This window comes from Bordetella sp. BOR01 (assembly GCF_019218885.1).
Taxonomy (GTDB): domain Bacteria; phylum Pseudomonadota; class Gammaproteobacteria; order Burkholderiales; family Burkholderiaceae_B; genus Bordetella_A.
In genome coordinates, this window is sequence record NZ_JAHUWT010000003.1 from 1,037,419 (window position 1) to 1,061,253 (window position 23,835).

23 protein-coding genes are annotated in these 23,835 nt (G+C 61.8%); 17 read left to right on the top strand and 6 right to left on the bottom strand.

Going from position 1 to position 23,835, the window contains the following annotated elements; all coding sequences use genetic code 11:
- Window positions 1-21: 21 nt before the first annotated feature.
- Entirely contained in the window at window positions 22-831 is an 810-nt protein-coding gene (locus KW845_RS19720; protein ID WP_218371029.1) for a hypothetical protein, read from the bottom strand.
- A 23-nt stretch (window positions 832-854) separates the two neighbouring features.
- On the bottom strand, window positions 855-1,577 hold the full coding sequence (locus tag KW845_RS19725; RefSeq protein ID WP_255592760.1) for a hypothetical protein: 723 nt from the start codon (window positions 1,575-1,577) through the stop codon (window positions 855-857).
- A gap of 211 nt (window positions 1,578-1,788) precedes the next feature.
- Between KW845_RS19725 and sctW the strand changes: the two genes are divergently transcribed.
- From sctW to KW845_RS19765, 8 genes are read left to right on the top strand one after another with little or no spacing between them, the layout of a single operon-like run.
- Window positions 1,789-2,889: a type III secretion system gatekeeper subunit SctW gene (sctW, locus tag KW845_RS19730; RefSeq protein WP_218371030.1), complete on the top strand. Its 1,101-nt coding sequence runs from the start codon at window positions 1,789-1,791 to the stop codon at window positions 2,887-2,889.
- Window positions 2,886-3,272, top strand: a complete 387-nt coding sequence (locus KW845_RS19735; RefSeq protein ID WP_218371031.1) for a hypothetical protein — start codon at window positions 2,886-2,888, stop codon at window positions 3,270-3,272. The genes sctW and KW845_RS19735 overlap by 4 nt, the downstream gene beginning before the upstream one ends.
- 18 nt (window positions 3,273-3,290) lie before the next feature.
- Entirely contained in the window at window positions 3,291-3,686 is a 396-nt protein-coding gene (locus tag KW845_RS19740) for a hypothetical protein (protein WP_218371032.1), read from the top strand.
- Window positions 3,683-4,063: a tetratricopeptide repeat protein gene (locus KW845_RS19745; protein WP_218371033.1), complete on the top strand. Its 381-nt coding sequence runs from the start codon at window positions 3,683-3,685 to the stop codon at window positions 4,061-4,063. The genes KW845_RS19740 and KW845_RS19745 overlap by 4 nt, the downstream gene beginning before the upstream one ends.
- An 8-nt stretch (window positions 4,064-4,071) precedes the next feature.
- Window positions 4,072-6,165 (top strand): type III secretion system export apparatus subunit SctV, encoded by a 2,094-nt coding sequence (gene sctV, locus KW845_RS19750; RefSeq protein WP_218371034.1) that lies wholly within the window; start codon window positions 4,072-4,074, stop codon window positions 6,163-6,165.
- Window positions 6,166-6,202: 37 nt separating this feature from the next.
- Complete coding sequence (gene sctD, locus KW845_RS19755; protein ID WP_218371035.1) at window positions 6,203-7,525, top strand: type III secretion system inner membrane ring subunit SctD; 1,323 nt, start codon at window positions 6,203-6,205, stop codon at window positions 7,523-7,525.
- A gap of 36 nt (window positions 7,526-7,561) precedes the next feature.
- The gene (locus KW845_RS19760) at window positions 7,562-7,840 is read left to right on the top strand and encodes a hypothetical protein (protein WP_218371036.1); all 279 of its coding nucleotides are present in this window, start codon (window positions 7,562-7,564) and stop codon (window positions 7,838-7,840) included.
- A 9-nt stretch (window positions 7,841-7,849) separates the two neighbouring features.
- The gene (locus KW845_RS19765) at window positions 7,850-8,116 is read left to right on the top strand and encodes an EscF/YscF/HrpA family type III secretion system needle major subunit (protein WP_218371037.1); all 267 of its coding nucleotides are present in this window, start codon (window positions 7,850-7,852) and stop codon (window positions 8,114-8,116) included.
- Window positions 8,117-8,147: 31 nt separating this feature from the next.
- Here KW845_RS19765 and KW845_RS19770 read toward each other — a convergent pair whose 3' ends face one another.
- The 3 genes from KW845_RS19770 to KW845_RS19780 form a co-directional block, all read right to left on the bottom strand.
- Window positions 8,148-10,997, bottom strand: a complete 2,850-nt coding sequence (locus tag KW845_RS19770) for a hypothetical protein (RefSeq protein WP_218371038.1) — start codon at window positions 10,995-10,997, stop codon at window positions 8,148-8,150.
- 12 nt (window positions 10,998-11,009) lie between these two features.
- On the bottom strand, window positions 11,010-11,465 hold the full coding sequence (locus KW845_RS19775) for a type III secretion system chaperone (RefSeq protein ID WP_218371039.1): 456 nt from the start codon (window positions 11,463-11,465) through the stop codon (window positions 11,010-11,012).
- Window positions 11,466-11,576: 111 nt separating this feature from the next.
- On the bottom strand, window positions 11,577-12,020 hold the full coding sequence (locus KW845_RS19780) for a type III secretion system chaperone (RefSeq protein WP_218371040.1): 444 nt from the start codon (window positions 12,018-12,020) through the stop codon (window positions 11,577-11,579).
- 497 nt (window positions 12,021-12,517) lie between these two features.
- On the opposite strand from KW845_RS19780, the gene KW845_RS19785 reads away from it, so the two are divergent.
- The 5 genes from KW845_RS19785 (at window position 12,518) to KW845_RS19805 (ending at window position 17,825) form a co-directional block, all read left to right on the top strand.
- Window positions 12,518-13,195, top strand: coding sequence for a response regulator (locus KW845_RS19785; protein ID WP_218371041.1), 678 nt, complete (start codon window positions 12,518-12,520; stop codon window positions 13,193-13,195).
- An 85-nt stretch (window positions 13,196-13,280) separates the two neighbouring features.
- Window positions 13,281-14,657 carry a sensor histidine kinase gene (locus KW845_RS19790; protein WP_255592836.1) on the top strand — a complete coding sequence of 459 codons (1,377 nt, stop codon included), beginning with the start codon at window positions 13,281-13,283 and terminating at the stop codon, window positions 14,655-14,657.
- 115 nt (window positions 14,658-14,772) lie between these two features.
- Entirely contained in the window at window positions 14,773-15,768 is a 996-nt protein-coding gene (locus KW845_RS19795; protein ID WP_218371042.1) for a tripartite tricarboxylate transporter substrate binding protein, read from the top strand.
- Window positions 15,769-15,864: 96 nt separating this feature from the next.
- Window positions 15,865-16,302, top strand: coding sequence for a tripartite tricarboxylate transporter TctB family protein (locus KW845_RS19800; protein WP_218371043.1), 438 nt, complete (start codon window positions 15,865-15,867; stop codon window positions 16,300-16,302).
- On the top strand, window positions 16,299-17,825 hold the full coding sequence (locus KW845_RS19805; RefSeq protein ID WP_218371044.1) for a tripartite tricarboxylate transporter permease: 1,527 nt from the start codon (window positions 16,299-16,301) through the stop codon (window positions 17,823-17,825). Before KW845_RS19800 ends, KW845_RS19805 begins: the two co-directional genes overlap by 4 nt.
- A 60-nt stretch (window positions 17,826-17,885) precedes the next feature.
- Here the strand turns inward: KW845_RS19805 and KW845_RS19810 are convergent, their stop codons facing one another.
- Window positions 17,886-19,052: a pyridoxal phosphate-dependent aminotransferase gene (locus KW845_RS19810; protein ID WP_218371045.1), complete on the bottom strand. Its 1,167-nt coding sequence runs from the start codon at window positions 19,050-19,052 to the stop codon at window positions 17,886-17,888.
- Between the two features lie 262 nt (window positions 19,053-19,314).
- Here KW845_RS19810 and KW845_RS19815 point away from each other — a divergent pair, with 262 nt between their 5' ends.
- From KW845_RS19815 to KW845_RS19830, 4 genes are all read left to right on the top strand, one after another.
- On the top strand, window positions 19,315-19,521 hold the full coding sequence (locus KW845_RS19815; RefSeq protein ID WP_218371046.1) for a cold-shock protein: 207 nt from the start codon (window positions 19,315-19,317) through the stop codon (window positions 19,519-19,521).
- Window positions 19,522-20,309: 788 nt separating this feature from the next.
- Complete coding sequence (mnmG, locus tag KW845_RS19820; RefSeq protein ID WP_218371047.1) at window positions 20,310-22,229, top strand: tRNA uridine-5-carboxymethylaminomethyl(34) synthesis enzyme MnmG; 1,920 nt, start codon at window positions 20,310-20,312, stop codon at window positions 22,227-22,229.
- Complete coding sequence (gene rsmG, locus KW845_RS19825; protein WP_218371048.1) at window positions 22,226-23,023, top strand: 16S rRNA (guanine(527)-N(7))-methyltransferase RsmG; 798 nt, start codon at window positions 22,226-22,228, stop codon at window positions 23,021-23,023. Before mnmG ends, rsmG begins: the two co-directional genes overlap by 4 nt.
- On the top strand, window positions 23,020-23,820 hold the full coding sequence (locus tag KW845_RS19830; protein WP_218371049.1) for a ParA family protein: 801 nt from the start codon (window positions 23,020-23,022) through the stop codon (window positions 23,818-23,820). Before rsmG ends, KW845_RS19830 begins: the two co-directional genes overlap by 4 nt.
- Window positions 23,821-23,835 lie beyond the last annotated feature (15 nt).

A 23,835-nucleotide genomic window follows, 5' to 3' on the forward strand; every position in this document is an offset into this window, starting at 1 on the left:
GGTAAGTAACAGCCAGCCCGCTCAAGTTCCACGGATCTTCTCGGCAATGCCGGCACGGCTCTCGTGCAGCTTGCGCACGTAGTTGCTGGTCATGTCGGCGGCTTCGTTGCGGCGGTTCAGCATTGCCTGCAGCCGCACCATCTGGTCCTGTTGCACACTCGACAGGTTGTCCACCAACCCTGTCACCTTGGTGACGACCTTGCGGATCTCGCCATTCTCCGAGTCGTAGCGGATGCCGCCCGGACAGCGGTTTACGGCCTGCCCCGGGCGGTCGGGTATCAGGAAGCCCTGGCCGCCTGGCGAGCCGTTATCGCGAAAATAATTGGGCAGCACCGCGGGATCGAGCATGCCGGTTTCCCGGAACTTGATAATGGCGAGACGGATACCGGACGGCATATACGCGGTGGCGTACTCATCCAGGTCGCTCATATGGGTATAGAACCGGTAAGTGTTGTCGTCCGAGTCGAACCCCAGGTTGATATCGGCCGCCATGGCGGCGCGGTTGATCTGGTCGGCCAGTTTGTAACTCCAGCCGTCGCCCTTGTCGTCCCACTCGTCGTCATAGTCATCGCTGGACCGGAACTGGGCCTGCACGGCCTTCAGGCCCGACAGCACTTCGTTCAGCAGTTCCAGCTTGCGGTTGATGGCCCGCAGCTCCTCGATCTGGCTGGCGATTTCCTTGTCCAGCAAGCGGGTGCGCTCGGTCTGCACTGTCATCATTGCGGTTTCCTGGTCGGCGCCGACCAGGTCCGCGCCCTGCACCCGGGAATTGCTGTCCAACCCCACGCCAGCAAGCGACGGGCTGGATGCGGGCGGAATGGGATTGGTCATGTCGCGTCCTTGTTACAGGTTGCTCAACGCATATTGCCGATGATCGACGAGCGGCTGTCCTGCATTTTCTTCAGGAAGTTTGTCATCGTCTCGAACGCCTCGTTGCGTTTGCCGGTCAAGCTTTGCAGTCGCAGCATCTCCATCTGCTGGGTATTACCAAGCGAGTCGATGGTGCTTTTGTTACTGGCGATCGCATTCTTGTTGTCATCGATGGCCGTGGTATTCGTGCTGATCTTGGCTTCCAGCTCGGCCACCTTGGTATTGATCTGGTCCACCCAGCCCTGCACGACGCGGCCCTTGGCATCCATGGTGCCGTTGCCGTCTACGTTGCGGGGCGCATCGGCGCCGGTAGGTATCGTCAATCCGGCGTCCTTGATCTGGTCCAGCGTCTTGTATGACAGCGCAGGATCGTCGCCCTGGCCCCACGACAGGCCATAGAAGCCTTCCGGGTCCGGGCACTTGCTGGCCGCCAGGCGGCCCTGCAGGTCTTTCAGCTCGGCGATCTGGCCGGTCATGTCGGCGTTGGTCTTGTCCAGCCCGCTATTGGTGGCCGCCAGCTTGGAATTGTCTTCACTGAGTCCGGCAATCTGCTGATTGCGGGAATTGACCGTGTCCAACTGCTGTTTCAGGGTTGCCTCCAGCAATTGCGACCTCTGAGTCTGTACCGTCATCAAAGCGGTCTCCAGATCCATCGACGACAGGTCTATGCCCGTCGCATTAGTGATGCCCAATCCCGAAATCGACATGGTTCTCTCCAGTGTGTAAGGGCGGCGCGCCCCCGGGTTCCCAGGGCTGCCGCCCGCCAGACCGGCTGGCAGGCCAACGCCGACCTGGGGTAAGTAACAGCGCGCCCGGTTTTGGTTCCGTAGAACCGGACGGTTGTCATGGAACCAAACCGGACCCGTTTGTTACTACCGCTGAACGGGCTTGCCCCAGTGGCGCCCCCGCTACCCGCTTATGAACCGAATCGACGCCGGAACCCTATCTCCAGCCTTTGCCTCGACCACGCCGCAGCCCGGCGCGGGCGGGTCAGATACGCGTGCCGGTACGATGCTGGGCGAAAAGGCCATCACCGTGCCCGGCGGCGTCTCGCTGGCCAACGCCGCCGAGGAACTCAGCCTGCACATGGCTGAGAAAGCCGAGGACAAGCACCACGCGGAACGCAAGATCAAGGGCGAACGGCCCGCCGAACTGCTGCGCACCGACGAAATCGTCGAATTGCTCGAGCAGACCCACGACCCCGATGCCCAAGAAAAGCTGACCGAGCTGGTCAAGCACCTGCTCAGTGGCCAGGCCAGCCCCAGGCAGGCCGCCAGTCAGGCATTCGGCGAGGTATCCCAGCAATACCTGGGCCTTCAGCAAGCCTTGCACGAAGGCGAACGGCAGGGCGCACCGGCGGACATCCTGGAAGCCATCCGCGACGCGCTGGCAGACCTGGAATTGGAAAGCGGGCCCGAGATCCGAGCCGGCCTGAACAGCCTGCCTGCCGCCGGAGCGTATGCGGCCGATGCCGCCGGGGTCGTGCAATTCCAGCGCACGTACCGGGATGTCGTACTGGGCGAGAATTCGCTGGCCAAGACACTGAACCTGGCCCTGGAACGCTTCGGAGACACCGGGGTGGCCCGCGGGCTGAAACAACTTATCGCCGCGCTGGGCCAAGACCTGGCCGCCACCCGGCCCTCGGTTGATCCCAACCGGCTGCAGGCCCTGGTGGCCGACCTGTATTACCTGGAAGTGGCCGCCACCGTGCTGGACGGCTGCGGCGAACTGGCCGCCAAATTGGACAGCCAGTTCGGCTGTGCGGTGGATAGCTCGAACCTGATGCGCGACCTGGTGTCGGTCAGCGGCGAGAAATGGGTGGCGGAATCGCGCTTTTCCGGCCTGGCCGCCCAGCACGGCGTCGTACCGGCAGAAGGCCGCATTGCCTTCCTGGCCGGCGTGCGCGCCATGCTCAAAGACTTGCCCGTGCAAATCTATCCCGATGTCGATACCCGCCACGGCATTCTCAATGCCGCCCAGGAAGCGCTGGACGTCGCTATCGATGAGGAAGATCAATGAACCATCTCGACGCCGCCTTGGTCGATGCTGCCGAAGCCGCCGGATTTGACGGGCAGGACTTCGGCCAGCGCGGTGCGGCCTTGGTCCAACTGGAATCCGGGCGCAGGGCGGGCCTGGAGCACACTCCGTGCGGCATCGCGGTCTATGTGTCGCATCACTTGCCATACGATGCCGGCGCCTGGCTGCGGCGCGCCTGGAGACGCAACCACTACAGTTGCCAGGAAGACTGGCCCGTACAGGCTGCCCTGAGCGAACGCGACGGCAATACCCACCTGGTGGCGCTTACCCGCATCGCCGATGCCGATTTCAGCCCACAGCGCCTGCAACAGGCGCTGGACTACCTGGCGCGCTGGCTCGATGCCGTGCGCGACGACGCCTACTAAGCTGGACCGAGGAACGCCATGCCCGACCTGCACATCACCGGCCTGACTTTCGACCGCGGTATCGACGCGATTGCCTATGCGAGCAAAGAAACCAGCACGCAACACCTGCCCGAGCGCCAAGACCTGCCGCCTTCGTCCGACGGTGTCAAGGCCCAGTTGGCACAACTGCTCGACAAGCCCAACATTGAAAGATTCCTGGAAGACGCGCTCAAGCCCTCCATCGGCAATCACGATCTGCTCATGCCTGGCCGCTTCTCGCAAATGTTGGCCACCACACTGGACAGCCTGTCGGCGGCCGCGGAGCAGGGCGGCGAGGATGCCCGCGTGTTGAATCGCGCCGTACGCCTGCTCAAGGAAGAAACTGGAATGCGTGAGCTCGTAGCCATGTACCGAAGCGCGCTCTATCAAGGATGAGTGCCGCACCTCTTGCCCTGGACGCCGACGGCGCCGACCTGCTCGGGCTGCTGGCTTACGTGTACCTGGAGAATCAGAAGCCGGACAAAGCCGTCGTCTTGCTGGCCGCCCTGGACACGTTGGGCCTGGCCGATTCGCGTCAGCAAGTTTCGCTGGCGTTGGCCCAGCTTCGCGTCGGCAAGCCGGATCGCGCCCTGGCCATACTTGAAAAAACCGCCATGCGCGGTGGTGTCGATGCCGCTTTTCATCTGGTGCGCGCCCAAGCCCTGCTGGCGCAAGACCGCCGCGATGAGGCCGGGGCCGCCATGCGGGCCTATGTCGCGCTGCGTTCTCGTGCCGGCACGCCGGCCGTCGCGTCCCTGACTTCCTCACGATGACCCGCCTGATGCAAGCTCTGAACCGCGCCGTCGCCGTCGTCACCAGCCGCAACGACATTGTCCTGGCGGTGCTGATCGTCTCGATCATCTTCATGATGATCCTGCCGCTGCCCACGCCCCTGGTCGACGTGCTGATCGGCACCAATATGACGCTGTCCGCCATCCTGCTGATGGTGGCCATGTATCTGCCGTCGCCGCTGGCGTTTTCGTCGTTTCCCTCGGTCTTGCTGGTCACCACCCTGTTCCGGCTGGGCATCTCCATCGCCACCACCCGCCTGATCCTGTTGCAAGGCGATGCCGGCCACATCATCGAGACGTTCGGCAATTTCGTGGTGGGGGGCAACCTGATCGTCGGCCTGGTGGTCTTCCTGATCCTGACCATCGTGCAATTCGTGGTGATCACCAAAGGCGCCGAGCGCGTGGCGGAAGTGGCGGCGCGCTTCTCGCTGGACGCCATGCCCGGTAAACAGATGTCGATCGACGCAGACCTGCGCGCCGGCACCATCGACATGGACGAGGCACGCAAGCGGCGCGGCGTGGTCGAGAAGGAAAGCCAGCTATACGGCGCCATGGATGGCGCCATGAAGTTCGTCAAGGGCGATGCGATTGCCGGCCTTATCATCGTGGCCGTCAACCTGCTGGGCGGGATCCTCATCGGCACCATGCAGCGCGGCATGACCGCCGGCGAAGCCGTCAATGTGTATTCCATCCTGACTATAGGCGACGGCCTGGTTGCGCAGATCCCGGCGCTGTTCATCGCCATCTGCGCAGGCATCATCGTGACTCGCGTGCAAACCGGCGACGGTCCATCCAACGTGGGCAAAGACATTGGCGCTCAGGTGCTGGCCCAGCCGCGCGCCTTGCTGATCGCCGCCGCTATCGCCGTCGGCATGGGGCTGATTCCCGGCATGCCCACGTTTACCTTTCTGGCGCTGGCGGCCGCGGTAGGCACGGTGGGGTTCGTATTGCTGCGCGGTACCCGCAAGGTCGTCGATGAGAAAACCGGCGTCATCACCGAGATTCCGGCGCTGGCGGCCGATGGCCAACCCGCCCAGGCCGCGCCCAAGACCGACGGCAGTGCCGAGTTCGCCCCCACCTTGCCACTGATGATCGACGTGGCGGCAGGCTTGCAGCGCCATTTCAATGCCAACGAACTCAATGACGAACTACTCAAGATACGGCGGGCCCTGTATTTCGACCTGGGCGTGCCGTTTCCCGGCATACAGTTGCGCTTTAACGATGCATTGCCGGAACAGACCTACACGATCCTGCTGTCCGAAGTCCCGGTCTCGCAAGGCCGGTTGCGTCCCGGCAATGTGCTGGTGCGCGACACCGAACAGAACTTGCAGGCCCTGCAAGTCGCTTACGAGACGGATAAACGCTTCCTGCCCGACCTGCCCACTATCTGGGTCGAAGCGGCGCTGGCCCCCACGCTGCAAGCGGCCGGTATCCCGTTCCTGGATGCCCACCAGGTGCTGACCTGGCACCTGGCCTTCGTTCTTAAGAAGTATTCGTCGGACTTCATCGGCATCCAGGAAACGCGCTTCCTGCTCTCGGCCATGGAAGAACGCTACCCCGACCTGGTCAAGGAAGCGCTGCGAGTGATGCCGGTACAGAAAGTCGCCGAGATCTTGCAGCGCCTGGTGTCGGAAGACATTTCCGTGCGCAACCTGCGGTCGGTGCTGGAAGCCCTGATCGAATGGGGCCAGAAAGAAAAAGATTCGGTTCTGTTGACCGAGTACGTGCGGGTCTCGCTCAAGCGCCACATCAGCTACAAATATTCCAGCGGGCAGAACATCCTGCCGGCCTATCTGCTGGCGCCCAACGTCGAGGAAACCGTGCGCAGCGCGATCCGGCAAACTTCGGCCGGCAGTTACCTGGCGCTTGATCCGTCCGCATCCAAGAAACTGGTCGAGAACATCAAGCGCACCGTGGGCGACCTGTCGGGCGCGGCGCGCAAGCCCGTGTTGCTGACATCGATGGACATCCGGCGCTATCTGCGCAAAATGATCGAGCAAGACCTGTACGACCTGCCAGTACTGTCCTACCAGGAGCTGACGCAGGAAATCAACGTGCAGCCGCTGGCCAGGGTGGACCTGTAATGCATGGCCGTCCCCGCCTGTGCCCCGGAGGCCGCCGATGAGTCCGGCCCTGGAACTGCGCGTCCTGTCGGGCATGCACCGCGAAGCCCGCTGCCCCGCCAGCAACGGCGCGGTGCTGGGCGCCGACCCCGATTGCGACATCGTGCTGGCCGATACCGGACTGGGACCGCGCGCGGCGCGGCTGCGCGTCGGCACTCATGGCTGGGACCTGGTGCCTGACCCCGATGCAGCGTCCGCCCCCCCCCTCGCGCCAGGCGACCCCGCGACGCCCTTCAATCGGCCCCTGCCGCTGGGCCCTATCTGGATTACCGTCGCGCACAGCGCCGACCCATGGACGGCGCTGCCGCTGGCGGCTAACGACGAATCCCCCCCGGCAGAGGCGATGCCTGCCCCGGCGGCCGATGCGCTCTCGGCTCGACCCGCGCCACCCGTACCCAGCCGGCCGATCGTTCCTCCGCCGCGCAAGCGGGATACCTGGCCCATGGTTCTGGGGCTGGGCGCAGTCGTCCTGGCGGTGCTGGTCGTCATCCTGATGAGCCAACTGCTGCCCGGCGATCCCCGGCCGACGCCACCTGTCGACCCCCGCGCCGCGGCCCAGCAGTCGCTGGGCAAGATCTCGGCCGCCATCGACCGCTTGGGCCTGAGTTCGCGGCTGCACATCGCCATATTGCCCAATGGCACCGTACGGGTATCAGGCTGGGTACGCAATGCGGCCGAACAAGACCGGCTGGCAGCCACGTTGTCGCAGATCTGGCCCATGCCCGCCATGCGCGTCAGCGTCGAAGACGTAGCCATCGAAACCGCGGCAAATGCGCTGAAAGCCTTCAGCGTCAAATATGTGCCCCGCTACGATGGCGATGGACGCCTGACGATCCTGGGTATTGCCGCCAGCGCGCGAGAACGTGCTTCGGCGCTGGATGCGCTGCGCGCGCAGCTGCCTGGCATGACCGTATTGGGTAATGACATCGCGCTGGCCCCCCAGGTCGCCGACGATTTTGCCCGGCAATTGGCCGAAGCCGGGTTGTCCGGGGTATCGCTGACCTGGAAGCCCCATTTTCTGGAGGCTGGCGCACAAGCCCTGGACGATTATCAACTGGAGCAACTGCAGACACTGATTGCCCGTTTCAACACGACTCACGTAGACGTTGTGCAAGTGGCTCAGTCTACGGGCGAGCGGCAGTATGCCGATTCGGTGCCGTTCACCATACGTAGTGTGGTCAGCGGCCCGCAGCCTTTCATCGTGCTGCAGGACGGCAGCAAACTGCTGGTGGGAGGCGTGCATGGCCAATATCGCTTGACGGCCATAGAACCCACGCGCATCATTTTCGAAGGGCCCCGGCCGGCCATCATCCTGCGCTAAGGCGCCTCGCAGCCCCATGTTGCCAATCTACCTACCATGAACGCCACTGCTCTCACCGATCTCGAACAGCGTCTCGCGGCCCCCGATGGCCCCGCCGTGCGCGATGCACTGATCGCGCAAGCAAGGGTGCTCGAAGCGCGGCTGCAAGCCCGCATGGCGGCGGGCTTGTCTCGCACTGACTTTCCGGCCTGGCAAGCGGCCGCCAGCGCGGCCGCGGCCGCGCAGGAAGTGCTTGCCGCGTACCCATTGTCGCCGCCTCACGCCAGCCAGGCGTTGCCGCAAGCGGCGGCCATCCCCCCTTTCCCATCCCGCTAGGAGACATCCATGGCGCTGAACGGTCTTACCGGTTCGTCCGGCCTGAATTTCAACGACGTCAACAACACCATCTACGACGGTATCCGCACCCAGGAAACCCAGTTGCGCGAAACCATGTCGAACATCGGCAGCAACGCAGACGGCAGCGTATCGCAAGCCGACATGCTGCAGATGCAGCAACGGATCCAGCAATGGACAATGATGGTGGAAATCCAAAGCACCATCACCAAGCAGATCGCCGATTCGCTCAAGGGCGTCATTCAGAAGGCGTCCTGAGCCACCAAGGGCCCCGCCAGCCTGATGCGAATCAGGCAGGCAAGAATCGATAACGCATCTGGACCGGCTTGGCCACTTCCATGGCCTGGGCATCGACTGCCACCAGCAACCCGAAGGTCACGATTACATCGCTGCCGGTCGGGTCCAGGGGGACGCCGTCCCGCATGCCTTCGGGCAACAATATCGACGCTACCCCCAGTTCCGGAATATGCATGCGCACATCAAGCGCAAAACGTCCATCCGCCAAGCCTTCGACGTCGAAATGCATGTAGCCTGGCCCGGTCGGTATCGCGGTAGTGCCGTCGGGCAGCTGTAGCGGAGAATCCGTGCCTATCGTGTCTAGGCCGGTCAGCAATGCACCGGCAATCTGCTGGTTCATGATATGCGTCAGCTTTTCGGTTGTGACTTCCCCGGCCACCCTTTGCAGGGCGTCAAGCGATCGCGCCACGGCTTGCTCGCGCTTGCTTCCGACCAGCTTGCCCACCAACGACGATTCGCTGATCGGCCGATTCTGCTTGTCCTGTCCCAACACCGAGAATGTCACGCTAGGCCGTTCGATGGCATCGAGCACGAACTGGTGGCTGACCGTAAACGACTGCATGCGCGTACCGTTGCTGAGTTCTATCGTTTGATTCGGCCAGGTGTCTTTACTGGCGGGCAACGCCAGCTCAGCGTCCAGCTTTTCGCGGGCGGCGCGGGCCAGCGTCATTCTCGCCTCACCCGACACAGGCTCGTAATCCATGCCAAATTCCGTGCGTAGCACCGCCACCAGCTCGGGGGACACCACAACAGGTGATTGTGCCTGTCCTTGTATATTGGCTGGGCCGTTCAGCGCGCTCGCCAACGCAGTCAACAAAGTCGAAGCCATGTCCAGCAAGGCAATTTGCCCATCGGCGGCACTTGTCACGTATTCGCGCACGGTATCGGCATCTTGTGTATGTTCAAAGCCTTGGTGCGCCAGCGCCATCTTCACCTCTTGCAGCACCTGATTGGCCGATCCTAACCGCGGGCCGATGTAGCGCGCTGCGTTCCGTAATATGTCGTCATTGCCCGCCATCTTGGCTATCGTGCTTTCGATGACGCTATCCAGCGCCTGGACCCGGTCGTCGCCGCCCATGCCTGTTCCGAATACGCTCAGTTTGTCCATCCCGTCTGCGGCTTGTCCAGCCACGTCGCGCACTGCACGCATCAGAGTGGCGATATCGGCGTCGCCGGCCAACAGCGTAACCAGATCGGTAATAGGCCGATGCAGGGGCTGCATTAATGCGTTGCCACGAAGCGTGACTTCAGATTTCATGGCACGAGCGTAAAAGTCCAGCCCGAATTCGGTCAGCTCGTCGCTGGCAGCACGCAGGTGTCCCAGTTCACGATGCGTCAGTTCTCTCAACGAAGCCTCGGACAAGGGTCCATCCCTGTCATCCGCGGCACGGAACAGCGCCTGAGCGCCACTAACTGCGGCGCAAAGCGCATCCCGCCTCGCACCGTCCATGGTTTCTCCGAACGTGTCATGAAATATCCGCGAGGCGTTCACTGCGCCACTCAATGCGCGCAAGGCTTCTGCCGCTAAACCGCGATTGCCCTCGCTTGCCGCCCACTCCAGGTTAGACAAGGCAAGGTCCACGCCTGCGTGGAACTCATCGGCGAGCACGTCGTAAGCATTCTGGACGATTGGCTGCACAATCCCGGCCTCGTCTGGTCCCAGTTGCGCGGCCGCCTTCGCTATCGCGGCCAGCTGCACGTAGTCCAATTTCGTAATCAAACGCTCGGCCGTTTCCTGGCCGGCCGCCGCCATCGCTCTGGACACCGCCACTTCATCGGCCAGATCGCCCAATCCCAGCTCACGACCGCCAAGCTTTGCCACCTCCCGCTGGGCCATGTCATATACCATTTGAGCGTCGTGACCTTGTGCGATGCCGTCTTTCATCGCGCTGCCTTGTCGCTGGACTTCATCATCCAGGCGCGCCCCCGCCGTCTGGTAGACCGCTTTTTGCATGTCCTCGAGCAGGGGAATGTAACTCGACGCCTCATTCTGACAATGTTCCCGGACGATGGTCTTCATATCTTCGAACGCCGTTTTGCTATCGCCATCACGGCGCGAAGATAAAGCCCGCACTAGTGCTCCCAACTCTTTGTTCGGCACTCGTTGCATGGCCCGTGTTGCGAAGTCCTCAGAGGGATATTTCGTAAAGTCCAGGCTGTCGGCCGCGATGGTAAGTGCTCGCAGTGCGTCATCCAGTTTGCCTCCATCGATTTTATTGCGTCTGCTGATGGCCGGCAGGAACACCTTGCAGAACGCCTCGCCTGCGCGCGCAGCATGTTCGTCGACGACATTCTGCTCGATCGTATCAAGCCACACCTGCGCTTCGGATCGGACCAATGGCGTTAATGTCTGCGCGATTTCCTGGCGCACCCAGCTCTTGGATAAGATGCCGTTCCTCAATGCCTGCAAGTCCACATCGCTAAGAGCACGCGTATGCCGTCGCAGCACAGGCCCGAGGAGTTCGCTTGGGGTACCGCCCGCTGACAGCTTTTCCACATCGACCTGCATCCGTTTCAGGGCTGCCACGACGGCCCGCTTGTCTTTGCCTGTATCCCCATTTGCAGTCAGTGCCCCCAACAAGCTGCCTGTATTGCGGCTGAACTCGCGCGCGGCGGCCAGCGCTTCCGTCTGCGCGCGTTGCTGCGGCGTTTGCCTGATAGAGACAACCATCGCCGACAGGCTGGCCGCCATACGCTTGAATATGTTGGGCCGTCTGGCCCGCGGTGTTGCTCCGGGGCTCCCGCGAAACCTCAGATTGCCGACGCGCCCCAAGGCCGCGTCGCCATAATCCTGCTGCACCGCACGCTGTACGGTTGCGGCGTCTACATTGCGTATGGGCATGGTTGGCTCCCCTCAGGCGCGTTGCTCGAATGCAGTCAATGGCCCTGTCGGTTCCGGCTTCGAACCCACGGAAACAGTGGTGACAAGCCGGTCGCGCCATTCCAGGGCTACCTGTGCCATCGATTCCACCATTTGCGACAGCGCCTGCACATCGGCCCGATCCAAGTCCAGCCGGCGCGTCAGAAGCAGATCGCCGGTAACCTCGTCCAGCCCCAACGTAGCGCCGTCTGTATCGTAACCAAATGCATTGGCGGCCAGCATGGCGCGATACCACGTCAGCCGTTGTGCAGGATCTGCAGGTTCCAAGCCGACGACGGCATAGCAATGCAGCCGATCGACCGCCGCATCGTGCTCCAGGTTCAGCGTGATGCCGTTCTCGAAGGCCAGCGCCAAAGTGCCGGTGTCTCCCAACGACAATTCAATGCCGGCCTCCTGGCCAAATAACGCAACGAGAGTAGATGCTTGCATGGACCGACCTCATGGGCGAATGGAACAAGGCCCATGCGTCTGGTATATCGCAAGGGACCTGGCCGTTCAGTAACCGTGGGGTCGGGATCAGTTCCGTCGCCGTCTGGGGAATTACACCGATTGCAGGTATACCGCCGGATTGCGAATCGGTTCCCGAATGTTGGCTGCTTGGTCGCGCAGCCGCATCTGCCAGGTCTCGGCCTGGTTCAGCAGGGTTTCCAGCGCTGTTGCCAGTGCTTGCCCATTGCACTCGGTCAGGGGTATTGACAATTGAAGATGGGCGCGGCCGTCAGGCGCAAGACAAGCCACGACGCCACAACCAGCTTGCATGAAGTTCGCCTTGGCCATCAGTTCGGCATGCGCCGCATTGGCCGGCCCCGTGTCCAGGGCACACGACAGCAGCACTTGCCTGTGGGCACGCATGTCGACCAGTTGCACCGCAAGGCTGCCGTCGAAAACGAGCTGGCACAAGCCGTCCCCCGTGGGAGCAAGGCTTGAAATCCCTAATAATTGGCCAAGCTCGGAAAGTATCCGCTCGAAGGTCGAATCAGACACAGCGGGACTCGAATAGGCAGCAGGAAAGCATCACATTGTAGGCTCAATGCAGGCTCAAATTTTAGACTTTCGCATAATTTGTTTCATTCCTACAAAGCAGTATCGGCCGTTTGCAATACTAGTCAGCGGCGTTGTGCCAGCATCCTCGTCTGCTTTCGTTGGGTTGAAGTAAGTATTCACCGTCACTAAAAACTTCCCGGGTGAAACATACGGCCTGTGGATAACCTCTAAGTCAGCGCTCTGTGCACAGCATGTGGACCCCGATTGAACAAGTAAGCGTTTTTCCGCGTCGTTAAAAGTTGTTCAACTTGGCCCTTTGTACAAAACAGAAGTCCTGCACAGCCAAAAACCGTTTCAAGGACATGAAAATATTGGGAAATTTTGAGTTAATGCAGTTATCCACAGGCCTTATTAATCATTAGTCTTTATATATAGAAGAAGAGAAGAGAAAAAACACTCATGCGCTACCGCCACGCGCCAATCCAAGAATTCAAACCATGCGTATCCTGCTCATAGAAGACGAAGCCGAGTTGGCCAGATGGCTGTCGCGCAGCCTGGCCCGCCATGCCGGTTTCGTGGTGGAATGGGCCGACGATGGACTGCTGGCCGAAAGGCGCCTGGCCGTCGAAGAATTCGATGCCGTCATCCTGGACCTGGGCCTGCCAGGCATGGACGGGCATACCTTGCTGTCGAAAATCCGCGCCCGTGACGACCGCACGCCAGTGCTGGTGCTCACGGCCCGCGATTCGCTGGCCGAACGCGTGGGCACCCTGCACGAAGGCGCCGATGACTTCCTGCCCAAGCCTTTCATCCTGGAAGAACTGGAAGCCCGGCTCACGGCACTGATCCGGCGCAGCCGTGGCCGCGAACACCCGCGGCTGGCGCTGGGCAACCTGATGCTGGATACTTCGGCGCAGCGTTTCACGGTACATGGCCAGCCCCTGCAGCTTTCGCCGCGCGAACATGCCGTGTTGCGCGTACTCATCCAGCGCAGCGGCGAACCCATGACCAAGCAGCAAATCCTGGATCGCATCCAGACCGACGATTCCGACATCAATCTCGAAGCCATCGAAGTCCTGGTGCACCGATTGCGCAAGAAACTGGCCGATACCGGCGTGCAGATCGTCACTTTGCGCGGCATGGGCTATTGCCTGGAGGCTCTTCTTGAAAACTAGGGCCGGCCGCTGGGCAAAGCCTGCGCATCACCGCACCCTGAAATCGCTGCTGCTGTGGTGGCTGATCCCGGCCCTGGTCTTCATCATGCTGGTCGCCCTGTGGCTGTCGAACTACCAGTTGCGGCACCAGGTCGACCTGGCCTACGACCGGTCGCTGTCGGGCGCCCTGCGATCCATCGATCACAACATATCCACAGCCAGTGGCGGCCTGGCCATGGAACAGCCGTACCTGATGCTCGAATTCTTCGAGCTCACCGCCAACGGCAGCGTGTATTACCGGGTGGCCACCGAAGACGGCCTGGCCGAGATTGGCAGCCCCAACCTGCCATTGCCCGACAAACCGCTGGTATCGGGGCAGCCGCAGTTTTTCTACGCCGAATACCAGGGCGTACCCTTGCGGGTGGCGGCGCTGGCGCGCCCGATGGATCCGCCCCTGTACAACGACACCGGGGGCCGGGTCATCGTGCAGGTGGCCGAAACACTCGAATCGCGGCAAGACTTCCTCGACCGGGCATTGCTGCGGGCGCTCGAGCGCGACATCGTCGTCATTGCCATCGTCATCCTGGTGGTGGTCTGGAGCGTGTTCATGGCGGTTCGCCCCCTCGAGCGTTTGCGCCAGGAAGTCGAAAGCCGGTCTGCAGACGATCTCAGCCCCGTGGACGCGCCCGACATCCCAGGTGAGGTCGTACCCCTGGTCGACGCCGTAAACCTCCACATGGCCCGTTTTGCGGCCCAGGCGAGGCTGCAGCGGCAGTTCCTGGACGACGCCTCGCATCAGTTGCGCACGCCATTGTCGATTTTGCGCACCCAGACAGCCTACGCTTTGCGCGAATCCGATCCCCAGGAAGTACGCACCGTGCTGCTGGCCATGCAGGAAGGCCTGGACCGCGCCGTGCGCACAACCAACCAGATGCTGGCGCTGGCGCGCGCCAAGGATGCGCCGCTGGCCGAAGGCGGCCTGGCGCCCGAACCGGTCGATCTGGCCGAGATCGCGCAAGGGGTCATCCGCACCCTTTTGCCTGCCGCGCGGGCGCGCCAGTTGGATCTGGGTCTAGAGGCGTCCAGCTTGCCGGTACGCATCCAGGGCGTCGACTGGCTGCTTCGCGAAGCCCTCAGCAACCTGGTGGACAACGCCATACGCTATACCCCGCCAGCCAGCCAGGTGACGGTGCGGGTCTACGCCGACGAACGCCATGCCCGGGTCACCGTGGAAGACAGCGGGCCCGGCATGTCGGCCGAAGACATCGCGCGGGCCAGCGTCCGGTTTCGCCGCGGCGCCGCCGGCAAGAACAAGCCTGGCGCCGGGCTGGGCCTGGCCATCGTGGGCACGATAGTCGAGATCCACGGCGGCACGATGGTGTTGGAGAATCGCGCGCCGCTGCCGGGTCTGCGTGCGGCATTGGTGTTTACCCTAGGTTCATTCCCGAATGCTGCGGTGCGGCATGAAATTGCGGAAATCTGAAAGCTTCCGGAAAGCCTGCGTTGGGTACGGTTCTGATCCGTTGGCCATGTGCCTGTGACAGGCATCTTGGCCCGCCGACGATGACATCCAAAAAGCGATTCACGGAGACCGCAAGATGCATACCTTTCTGAAAGCCCGCCTGGCGGCGGTACTTGGCGCGTGTGCGCTGTTCTTGGGCCTGGCTGCCCATGCGGCCGACGAGCCGCGCCGGCCCGAGTGCGTCGCACCGGCCCAGCCTGGCGGCGGCTTCGACCTGACCTGCCGCCTGGCAACCGAAGGCCTGAAGCAAAGCGGCGCGCTGCAATCCGCCATGCGCATCGTCTACATGCCGGGCGGCATCGGCGCGGTTGCCTACAACAACATCGTTGCCCAGCACCCCGACGAACCCGGCACCATCGTGGCGTTCTCGGGTGGCTCGCTGTTGAACCTGGCGCAAGGCAAGTTCGGCAAGTACAACGTCAACGATGTGCGCTGGCTGGCTGGCATCGGCACCGACTACGGCGTGGCCGTGGTGCGCAACGATTCACCCTATACCGACCTGAAGAGCCTGATGGAGGCCTTCAAGAAAGATCCCACCAAGATCGTGCTGGGCGCCGGCGGTACCGTGGGCAGCCAGGACTGGATGAAAGCCGCCCTGACCGCCAAGGCGGCCGGTGTCGACTTCCGCAAGATGCGCTTCGTGGCGTTCGAAGGCGGCGGCGAGGCCGTCACGGCATTGCGCGGCGGCCATATCCAGGCCTACATGGGCGATGCCGCCGAGGCCTTCACCATGCTTGAAGGCGGCGCACCGATCCGCGTGCTGGCCGTATTCAACAACGAGCGCCTGCCCGGCAAGCTGAATTCGGTGCCTACGGCCAAGGAGCAAGGCTACGACATCGACTGGCCCATTATCCGTGGCTTCTACGTTGGGCCCAAAGTGTCCGACAAAGACTACCAATTCTGGGTAGATGCCTTCAACAAGACCATGGATTCGCCCGAATACGCCAAGCTGCGCGAGCAGCAGGGCCTGTTCCCGTTCAGGAAGACTGGCGCCGAACTCGACGCGTACGTCAAGGAACGTGTGCAGATGTACCGCGAACTGGCTGACAGCTTCGGCCTGATCAAGAAATAAGCATCTGGGGCGGCGCCCGGCCGCTCCGTCCATGCTGCCGGCGTCCGTGACCTGTCTACCGGTGCCGGTGGCTTTCCGATTTTTGGAAACTGGATCATGAATGATCGAACTTTGGGTATTTTCGCCCTGATCCTGGCTGCCTTCATGACGTGGGCCGGTTGGGATATCGAAGCCCCCTTTGCCTACGAGCCCGTGGGGCCGCGCGCGTTCCCGATGCTGGTGGCGCTGATCATCGGCCTATGCGGGCTGCGCCTGGCCATCAAGGGCGGCAATCCGGTCGAGGCCAATTCGGTGGGCGCGAACTCGCGTATCGCGCTGATGGTGGTGGCCGCGGCCGGCTACGCATTCCTGTTCCAGTGGCTGGGGTTCATCCTCTCCACTTCCCTGATGACGATTTTCGTGGGCCGCCTGTTCGGCGGGTCCTGGCTCAAGTGCGCCCTGGGCGGGGTAATCATGGGCGTATTCTTCTTTCTGTTGTTTGACAAGGCGCTGGACGTGGTCCTGCCTACCGGCCTGCTGGGAGACCTGCTATGAGCTCCATCGTCGACCACCTGTCCATAGGCTTCGGCGTCGCTTTCTCGCTGACCAACCTGATGGTCGCGGCCATTGGTTCGTTCATAGGCACGATGGTCGGGGTGCTGCCCGGGCTGGGGCCTATCAACGGCGTGGCGATGCTGATTCCCATCGCATTCGCCATGAACTTGCCGCCGGAAACCGCGCTGATCCTGCTGGCCGCCGTGTATGTGGGGGCTGAATATGGGGGACGCATCACCTCGATCCTGTTGAACGTACCGGGCGAGGCCAGTGCCATCATGACCACGCTTGATGGCTATCCATTGGCCCGGCAGGGCCTGGCCAACGTGGCTCTGTCCCTATCGGCGGCTTCGGCGTTCGTGGGGGCCATTGTGTCTGTCACCGGCATCATCCTGCTGGCGCCGTTGCTGGCCAGATGGGCGCTGGCATTCGGCCCTGCCGAATACTTCGTGCTGATGGTGTTCGCGTTCTGCTGCCTGACCAGCCTGCTGGGCAAGCAGCCCATCAAGGGCGTGCTGGCCGCCATGATAGGCCTGGGCATCTCGGTAATCGGGGTCGATTCCAATTCAGGAGTCTATCGCTACACCTTCGATTCGGTGCATTTGGCCGACGGTATCGACTTCGTAGTGGTGGTCATTGCGCTGTTCGCGATGGCTGAAATGTTGGAAATGCTTGAAAAAGTCGTGGCTGGCCATAGCGTCGAGGTCAAGCCCAGCGGCCGCAAGCTGTTCAACCTGAAAGAACTGGCCTTCACCTGGTGGAGCATCGTGCGCAGTTCCCTGGTTGGATTCGGCGTGGGCGTGCTACCTGGCGCCGGCGCCAGCGTGGCCGCGGCCGTCGCGTATTCGCAGGAAAAGCGCATCATCGAGAACAAGGATCCCAACGCGAAATTCGGCAAGGGCGATATGCGAGGCCTGGTCGCGCCCGAGTCCGCCGCCACGGCGTCGGCCATCGGTTCGTTCGTGCCCATGCTGACACTGGGTGTGCCGGGTTCGGGCACCACGGCGGTCATGATGGGCGCACTGACGCTCTACAACATCACGCCGGGGCCCGTGCTGTTCGAAACCAAGCCCGAATTGGTGTGGGGCTTGATTGCTTCGCTGTTCATTGCCAACGTGATGCTGTTCCTGATGAACGTGCCCATGGTGCGCGTGTTCTCCAAAGTATTGTCGGTGCCCGGCTGGCTGATGGTGCCGGGCATTCTCAGCATCAGCTATATCGGCGTATATGCGATCAATTCGGGCACGTTCGATTTGTTGATGGTGGTTGGCATCGGCACGATCGGCTATTTCCTGCGCAAGTTCGGGGTGCCTATGGCGCCGCTGGTACTGGGCGTCGTGTTGGGAGACATGATGGAACAGAACCTGCGGCGCGCGCTGTCCATCACCGATGGCGATGTCTCCGTGCTGTACGCCAGTTCGGTATCGGTAGGCCTGTGGATTGCCGCCGCAGCCGTGGTCATCGTCCCGCAGTCGATGCGCCGGATTCGCGAGCGCCGTCAGGCCCGCAAAGCCGCGGCCTGACCACTTGCTGCATCTTCCGGGCCGGATGGGGTCAACCTCATCCGGCCCTTTTTTTGGATGCTATACGCTTGTCAGGCGCTCGATGGCGGCATCCAGTGTGGCGTCTTTCTTGGCAAAGCAGAACCGTACCAACTGATGGTTGGACGATTCAGCGTCGGGGTGCTGGTAGAACGCCGATACGGGTATGACCGTTACGCCGTGCTGCAGCGTCAGGTCACGAGCGAAGTCGGCCTCGGACTGCTTCGAGATGGCACTGTAGTCGGCCAGCATGAAAAACGTGCCCGGGCTGGGCAAAGGATTAAAACGCGTACCAGCCAGGCCGGCCGCCAGGCGGTCGCGCTTGGCCTGATAAAACGCCGGCAGATCGCCATACGGCTTGGGATCGCGCATATATTCGGCCAGCGCAAACTGCATGGGCGACGATACCGTGAACACCATGAACTGGTGCACCTTGCGCAGCTCGGCACTCAGTTGGCGCGGGGCGCAGCAATAGCCCACTTTCCAGCCGGTGGTGTGGTACGTCTTGCCAAATGACGAGATCACGAAAGCATGCTCGGCCAGCAGCGGACGCCGAGCCAGGCTGGCGTGCGGCCTGCCATCGAACACAATGTGCTCGTAGACCTCGTCGGACAACAGTAGCACCCCGGTGTCGCGCACAATGCTTTCCAATGCGTCCAGGTCGCTGTCGCCCAGCACGGCACCCGTGGGGTTGTGCGGGAAATTAAGCATCAGCAGGCGGGTCCGCGACGTGATCGCATCGCGGACCCGCTGCCAGTCGATGCGGTAGTACGGATCGTCTTGCGTCGGAGCACGCAGCGGCACGGGCACAGCGGTGCCGCCGGCCAGGCGGATGGCCGGCAGGTACGAGTCGTAGCACGGCTCGATCACCACGACTTCGTCGCCACTATTGACGGCGGCCAGCACCGTGGCCATCAGTGCTTCGGTGGCGCCGCTGGTTACCGTGATCTCGGTTTCGGGATCGTAGGTGCGGCCATATAGCGCCTGGGTTTTCTCGGCAATTGCCTGGCGCAGGGGCGCAACCCCTGGCATATACGGATACTGGTTATGGCCGGCACTCATGGCGCGCGCAACCAGGTCGCACAGCTTGGGGTCGGGATCGAAATCGGGAAAGCCTTGCCCCAGGTTGATGGCTTGGTGCTCGATGGCCAGCCGGCTCATGACAGTGAAAATAGTCGTGCCGACATCTGGCAGCTTGGATCGGATCATGGCAATGAAGCAACGTGGATAGAATGGGAAAGAAACCGCGTAAGTATCCCACTAACACCGGCCGGTGCCAGCGGTCGTGACAGGCATATTTCCCACGATGGACATGGAAAAAAAGCCACATAGGGGTAAACAACTATTTGTTTAGTCCAAGACGCGTGAGTATGCTGACTTTCGCGGTTGATTCAAGTGTTGCACAGGCCCTTACACGCGTCGGCGTCCTTGATTCACTTGCATTCGTTTTTATTACCAGGACGCTACACAAATGGTTCAGAAGGGCAAGGTCAAATGGTTCAACGCCGATAAAGGTTTCGGCTTCATCACGCCGGATACCGGTGGCACCGATGTATTCGCGCATTTCTCGGCTATTCAAGGGCGCGGCTACCGCAGCCTGAACGAAGGCCAGGAAGTTGAATTCGAAGTCAAGGAAGGTCCGAAAGGACCTCAAGCGGCCGATATTCGCCCGCTTTAAATCGGGAAATCCCGCTTTCCCGTTAGCCAGGGACGCCCTGGCCGCAACGCCCCGAGGCTGTATGGCTCCGGGGCGTTGTCATTTCCTGCCCTGCCCATGCTGCTCCACACCGCGTACGGTTTTGCGGCGCCTGTGGGTAACTACGGGCATAACTCTGTGGATAGATATGGTGCGCTGCTTGGGGGCGATGTCCCGGCATGGCAATCGCAGCTGGGCCGACCGGCCACTTCTGCACAGCGATGCTATATAGATATGCGAGCCCATAGGTAGCAGGCTATCGGCTGGCACGTGCTTTCGCAGATACGCATTGCTTGGAAAATCAGCTGAGTTTTCCGGGGGTTAAGGGCACCAGGCTCTTATTTATCAGGTCGGTTTCGCAGCGCATCCTCCTATGACAGGGCCCTCTTCTTATTGCGCCGCGGCACGTCATCAGAAGTTGTTCACAGAGATATCCCCAGGCTGATCCTGCTCGTTTGACAGGTCAATTAGGCTCGAACCATCCTGTGGGTAGTTTGTGGATAGCCCTTCCCCAATGGCACTTCAGGGCTCGCGCAATCTTGTTGCCCAGAGATCGTTGGTATCGGATTGGAGTGCCGTCATTGTTGGAGGTGATTGTTTCACGTGAAACCAAGCGTAGCTCGCGCTGGGATCGATCGATGTTCCACGTGGAACATCTACGAGCTTATCTGACTCCAGTCGTTGCAAATCCGCTGCAGGTTTCACGTGAAACATAGCCTTGCTGGCCTCTATAATGGAGCTCAATCAGCTCTTCCTCCCTGCTCTTCATCATGGATTACCCCCGCGAATTTGACGTTATTGTCGTTGGCGGCGGCCACGCTGGCACCGAAGCCGCGTTAGCCGCGGCCCGCATAGGCGCCAAGACCCTGTTGCTGACGCATAACATCGAGACGCTCGGTCAGATGTCTTGCAATCCGTCCATCGGCGGCATAGGCAAAGGGCATTTGGTCAAAGAAGTCGATGCACTCGGTGGCGCCATGGCAATCGCCACGGATGAAGCAGGCATTCAGTTTCGTATCTTGAATGGTTCCAAAGGGCCCGCCGTGCGCGCTACGCGAGCCCAGGCAGATCGTGTGCTGTATCGCCAGGCTATTCGTACCCGCTTGGAAAACCAGCCAAATTTGTGGCTTTTCCAGCAGGCAGTAGATGACCTGATGGTGGAAGGCGATCGCGTTGTCGGCGCGGTGACTCAGATCGGGTTGAAGTTCCGCGGCCGTACGGTGGTGCTGACGGCGGGCACGTTCCTGAACGGCCTGATCCACGTGGGTCTGCAAAACTACTCTGGGGGCCGTGCCGGCGATCCGCCTGCGATCTCGCTGGGCCAGCGCCTGAAAGAGCTGCAATTGCCGCAAGGGCGCTTGAAGACGGGTACACCGCCGCGCATCGATGGGCGCACTATCAACTACAGCGTGCTCGAAGAGCAGCCGGGCGACCTGAACCCCATGCCGGTCTTCTCCTTCCTGGGCAATGCCGCAATGCACCCGCGTCAGTTGCCTTGCTGGATCACCCACACCAACGCCCGTACTCACGACATCATCCGAGCCGGGCTGGACCGGTCACCGATGTACAGTGGCGTGATCGAAGGCGTGGGCCCGCGCTATTGCCCATCCATCGAAGACAAGATTCATCGTTTCGCCGACAAGGCATCTCATCAGGTATTTCTTGAGCCCGAAGGGCTGGATACCCATGAGGTCTATCCCAATGGCATTTCCACCAGCCTGCCTTTCGATGTCCAGTGGGATCTGATCCATTCTTTGCCGGGGCTCGAGGACGCACATATCCTGCGGCCGGGCTATGCCATCGAGTATGACTACTTCGATCCGCGCGCCCTCAAGAGCACGCTGGAAACCAAGGCTATTTCCGGCTTGTACTTTGCCGGCCAGATCAACGGCACCACTGGCTACGAAGAAGCCGCAGCGCAGGGGCTGCTGGCTGGCGCCAATGCGGCGCTTCAGGCCCTGGATCGCGACACCTGGACACCGCGCCGCGATGAGGCATACCTGGGCGTGCTGGTTGATGACTTGGTGACGCGCGGCGTTACCGAGCCCTATCGAATGTTCACGTCCCGCGCGGAATATCGCCTCAGCCTGCGCGAAGACAATGCCGATCTGCGTCTGACCGAAGCAGGGCGCAGGCTCGGGCTGGTCGACGACGCGCGTTGGGATGCTTTCAGCCGCAAGCGCGATGCCGTGGCGGCCGAAATCGAGCGGCTGAAGTCCACCTGGGTGAATCCGCGCAGTTTTCCCGCCGAAGCGGCTGAGCCTTTATTGGGGAAAGCAATTGAACGTGAGTACTCACTATCAGACTTGCTGAAGCGTCCCGCGGTTTCTTATGCCGCCCTCATGCAGGCGTGCAGTAGTGACGGCAGCCTGTTGGCCGGCCCCGGCGTGATGGCCGACGAGATCCTGGCCGAGCAGGTCGAAATACAAGTCAAGTACGCCGGCTACATCGCTCGCCAGCAAGACGAAGTACAGAAGCACCTGGCGCACGAACAACAGCGCATTCCCGCCGATATCGATTACGACGCGGTCAGCAGCCTGTCGTTCGAAGTGCGCCAGAAACTCAAGACGCACCGTCCCGAAACCATAGGACAAGCCGCCCGCATTTCCGGCGTGACCCCCGCAGCCATTTCGCTGTTGCTCATTCACCTCAAGCGCTTGCACTACGGCACGCGCAAGCAAGCCGCATGAGCCCGCCGGGCCGCCCCAAGGGCGAATACCGGAGTGCGGAGCACGAAGGCACCGTCATAAGCCCGCCGGGCCGCCCCAAGGGCGAATACCGGAGTGCGCAGCACGAAGGCTCGCCAACGAGCCCCGCGTCGGACGCTGGCCTGGCGCAGCGCCTGCGGCAAGCCTGCGACCAACTGGCCCTGCAGGCGGATGCGGAGCAGGTCGACAAGTTGCTGGCCTATCTGGCGCAGATGCAGCGTTGGAATCGCACCTACAACCTCACGGCCATTCGTGACCCGCAACAGATGCTGGTGCAGCATCTGGTCGACAGCCTCAGTGTCGTCAACCCTCTGTGCCGTGTCATCGCCACAGACGCGCCAGCCACCGTGTACGACATCGGTTCGGGAGGCGGGTTGCCCGGCGTCGTGCTGGCCATCATGCGCTCCACCTGGCAGATAGGCTGCGTGGACGCGGTGGAAAAGAAAATGGCCTTCGTGCGCCAGATGTCAGGCGTGCTGTCGCTGCCCAACTTGCGTGCGATACATGCACGGGTAGAAGACTTGCCGCCAGCCGGCTGCGATGTCGTCGTCTCGCGCGCGTTCGCTTCGCTCAATGATTTTGCGTCGTTGGCGGGCCGCCACGTTCGCAACGATGGTACGCTCGTCGCCATGAAAGGGAAGGTCCCGGAAGACGAGATTCAAGCCCTGCACCAGCAGGGCGAATGGCGCGTAGAAAACATCCAGGCACTGCAGGTGCCGGCACTGGATGCACAACGCTGCCTGATCTGGATGCGTCGCTGTCAAGGAACTCTATGAACACCACATCGCCCAGCCCGCGTACCGCTCGCGTATTTTGCATTGCGAACCAGAAAGGTGGCGTCGGCAAGACCACCACCGCCATCAATCTGGCTGCGGGCCTGGCCACGTACGGCAAGCGGGTACTGCTGGTAGACCTCGACCCGCAAGGCAATGCCACCATGGGTAGCGGCATCGACAAGAGCACGCTGCAATCCAATCTGTACCAGGTGCTGATCGGCGATGCTTCCATTGACCAGGCACGGGTGCGCTCGGAAGCGGGCGGCTACGATGTGCTGCCTGCCAATCGCGAACTCTCGGGTGCCGAGATCGACCTGGTCAACATGGACGAGCGCGAACGCCAATTGAAAATGGCCATCGACGCGGTCGTGGAACAGTACGATTTCGTCCTGATCGATTGTCCGCCCACGCTGTCGCTGCTTACCCTCAATGGCCTGGCTGCGGCGCATGGCGTCATCATTCCCATGCAGTGCGAATACTTCGCGCTCGAAGGTTTGTCCGACCTGGTCAACACGATCAAGCGCGTGCATCGCAACATCAACGACGAACTGCGGCTGATCGGCCTCTTGCGCGTCATGTTCGACCCGCGCATGACGCTGCAGCAGCAGGTGTCTGCGCAGCTCGAATCGCATTTCGGCGACAAGGTTTTTTCCACGGTCATTCCCCGCAACGTCCGCCTGGCCGAGGCACCCAGCTACGGCTTGCCGGGCGTGGTGTACGACCAGGCCTCGCGCGGGGCCCAGGCCTATATTTCTTTCGGCGCCGAGATGGTAAAGCGCGTCGAAAGCATGGATTGACGCCGCGCCATGGCC

Excerpts from the sequence above, each read along its gene's own strand:
- KW845_RS19805 (WP_218371044.1), top strand. The coding sequence starts at position 16,299 with ATGAGCTCCATCGTCGACCACCTGTCCATAGGCTTCGGCGTCGCTTTC.
- rsmG (WP_218371048.1), top strand. The coding sequence starts at position 22,226 with ATGAGCCCGCCGGGCCGCCCCAAGGGCGAATACCGGAGTGCGGAGCAC.
- sctW (WP_218371030.1), top strand. The coding sequence starts at position 1,789 with ATGAACCGAATCGACGCCGGAACCCTATCTCCAGCCTTTGCCTCGACC.
- KW845_RS19760 (WP_218371036.1), top strand. The coding sequence starts at position 7,562 with ATGAACGCCACTGCTCTCACCGATCTCGAACAGCGTCTCGCGGCCCCC.
- KW845_RS19775 (WP_218371039.1), bottom strand. The coding sequence starts at position 11,465 with ATGCAAGCATCTACTCTCGTTGCGTTATTTGGCCAGGAGGCCGGCATT.
- KW845_RS19770 (WP_218371038.1), bottom strand. The coding sequence starts at position 10,997 with ATGCCCATACGCAATGTAGACGCCGCAACCGTACAGCGTGCGGTGCAG.
- KW845_RS19740 (WP_218371032.1), top strand. The coding sequence starts at position 3,291 with ATGCCCGACCTGCACATCACCGGCCTGACTTTCGACCGCGGTATCGAC.
- sctD (WP_218371035.1), top strand. The coding sequence starts at position 6,203 with ATGAGTCCGGCCCTGGAACTGCGCGTCCTGTCGGGCATGCACCGCGAA.
- KW845_RS19725 (WP_255592760.1), bottom strand. The coding sequence starts at position 1,577 with ATGTCGATTTCGGGATTGGGCATCACTAATGCGACGGGCATAGACCTG.
- KW845_RS19720 (WP_218371029.1), bottom strand. The coding sequence starts at position 831 with ATGACCAATCCCATTCCGCCCGCATCCAGCCCGTCGCTTGCTGGCGTG.
- KW845_RS19815 (WP_218371046.1), top strand. The coding sequence starts at position 19,315 with ATGGTTCAGAAGGGCAAGGTCAAATGGTTCAACGCCGATAAAGGTTTC.
- sctV (WP_218371034.1), top strand. The coding sequence starts at position 4,072 with ATGCAAGCTCTGAACCGCGCCGTCGCCGTCGTCACCAGCCGCAACGAC.
- KW845_RS19800 (WP_218371043.1), top strand. The coding sequence starts at position 15,865 with ATGAATGATCGAACTTTGGGTATTTTCGCCCTGATCCTGGCTGCCTTC.
- KW845_RS19745 (WP_218371033.1), top strand. The coding sequence starts at position 3,683 with ATGAGTGCCGCACCTCTTGCCCTGGACGCCGACGGCGCCGACCTGCTC.
- KW845_RS19795 (WP_218371042.1), top strand. The coding sequence starts at position 14,773 with ATGCATACCTTTCTGAAAGCCCGCCTGGCGGCGGTACTTGGCGCGTGT.
- KW845_RS19830 (WP_218371049.1), top strand. The coding sequence starts at position 23,020 with ATGAACACCACATCGCCCAGCCCGCGTACCGCTCGCGTATTTTGCATT.
- KW845_RS19810 (WP_218371045.1), bottom strand. The coding sequence starts at position 19,052 with ATGATCCGATCCAAGCTGCCAGATGTCGGCACGACTATTTTCACTGTC.
- mnmG (WP_218371047.1), top strand. The coding sequence starts at position 20,310 with ATGGATTACCCCCGCGAATTTGACGTTATTGTCGTTGGCGGCGGCCAC.
- KW845_RS19790 (WP_255592836.1), top strand. The coding sequence starts at position 13,281 with ATGCTGGTCGCCCTGTGGCTGTCGAACTACCAGTTGCGGCACCAGGTC.
- KW845_RS19735 (WP_218371031.1), top strand. The coding sequence starts at position 2,886 with ATGAACCATCTCGACGCCGCCTTGGTCGATGCTGCCGAAGCCGCCGGA.
- KW845_RS19785 (WP_218371041.1), top strand. The coding sequence starts at position 12,518 with ATGCGTATCCTGCTCATAGAAGACGAAGCCGAGTTGGCCAGATGGCTG.
- KW845_RS19765 (WP_218371037.1), top strand. The coding sequence starts at position 7,850 with ATGGCGCTGAACGGTCTTACCGGTTCGTCCGGCCTGAATTTCAACGAC.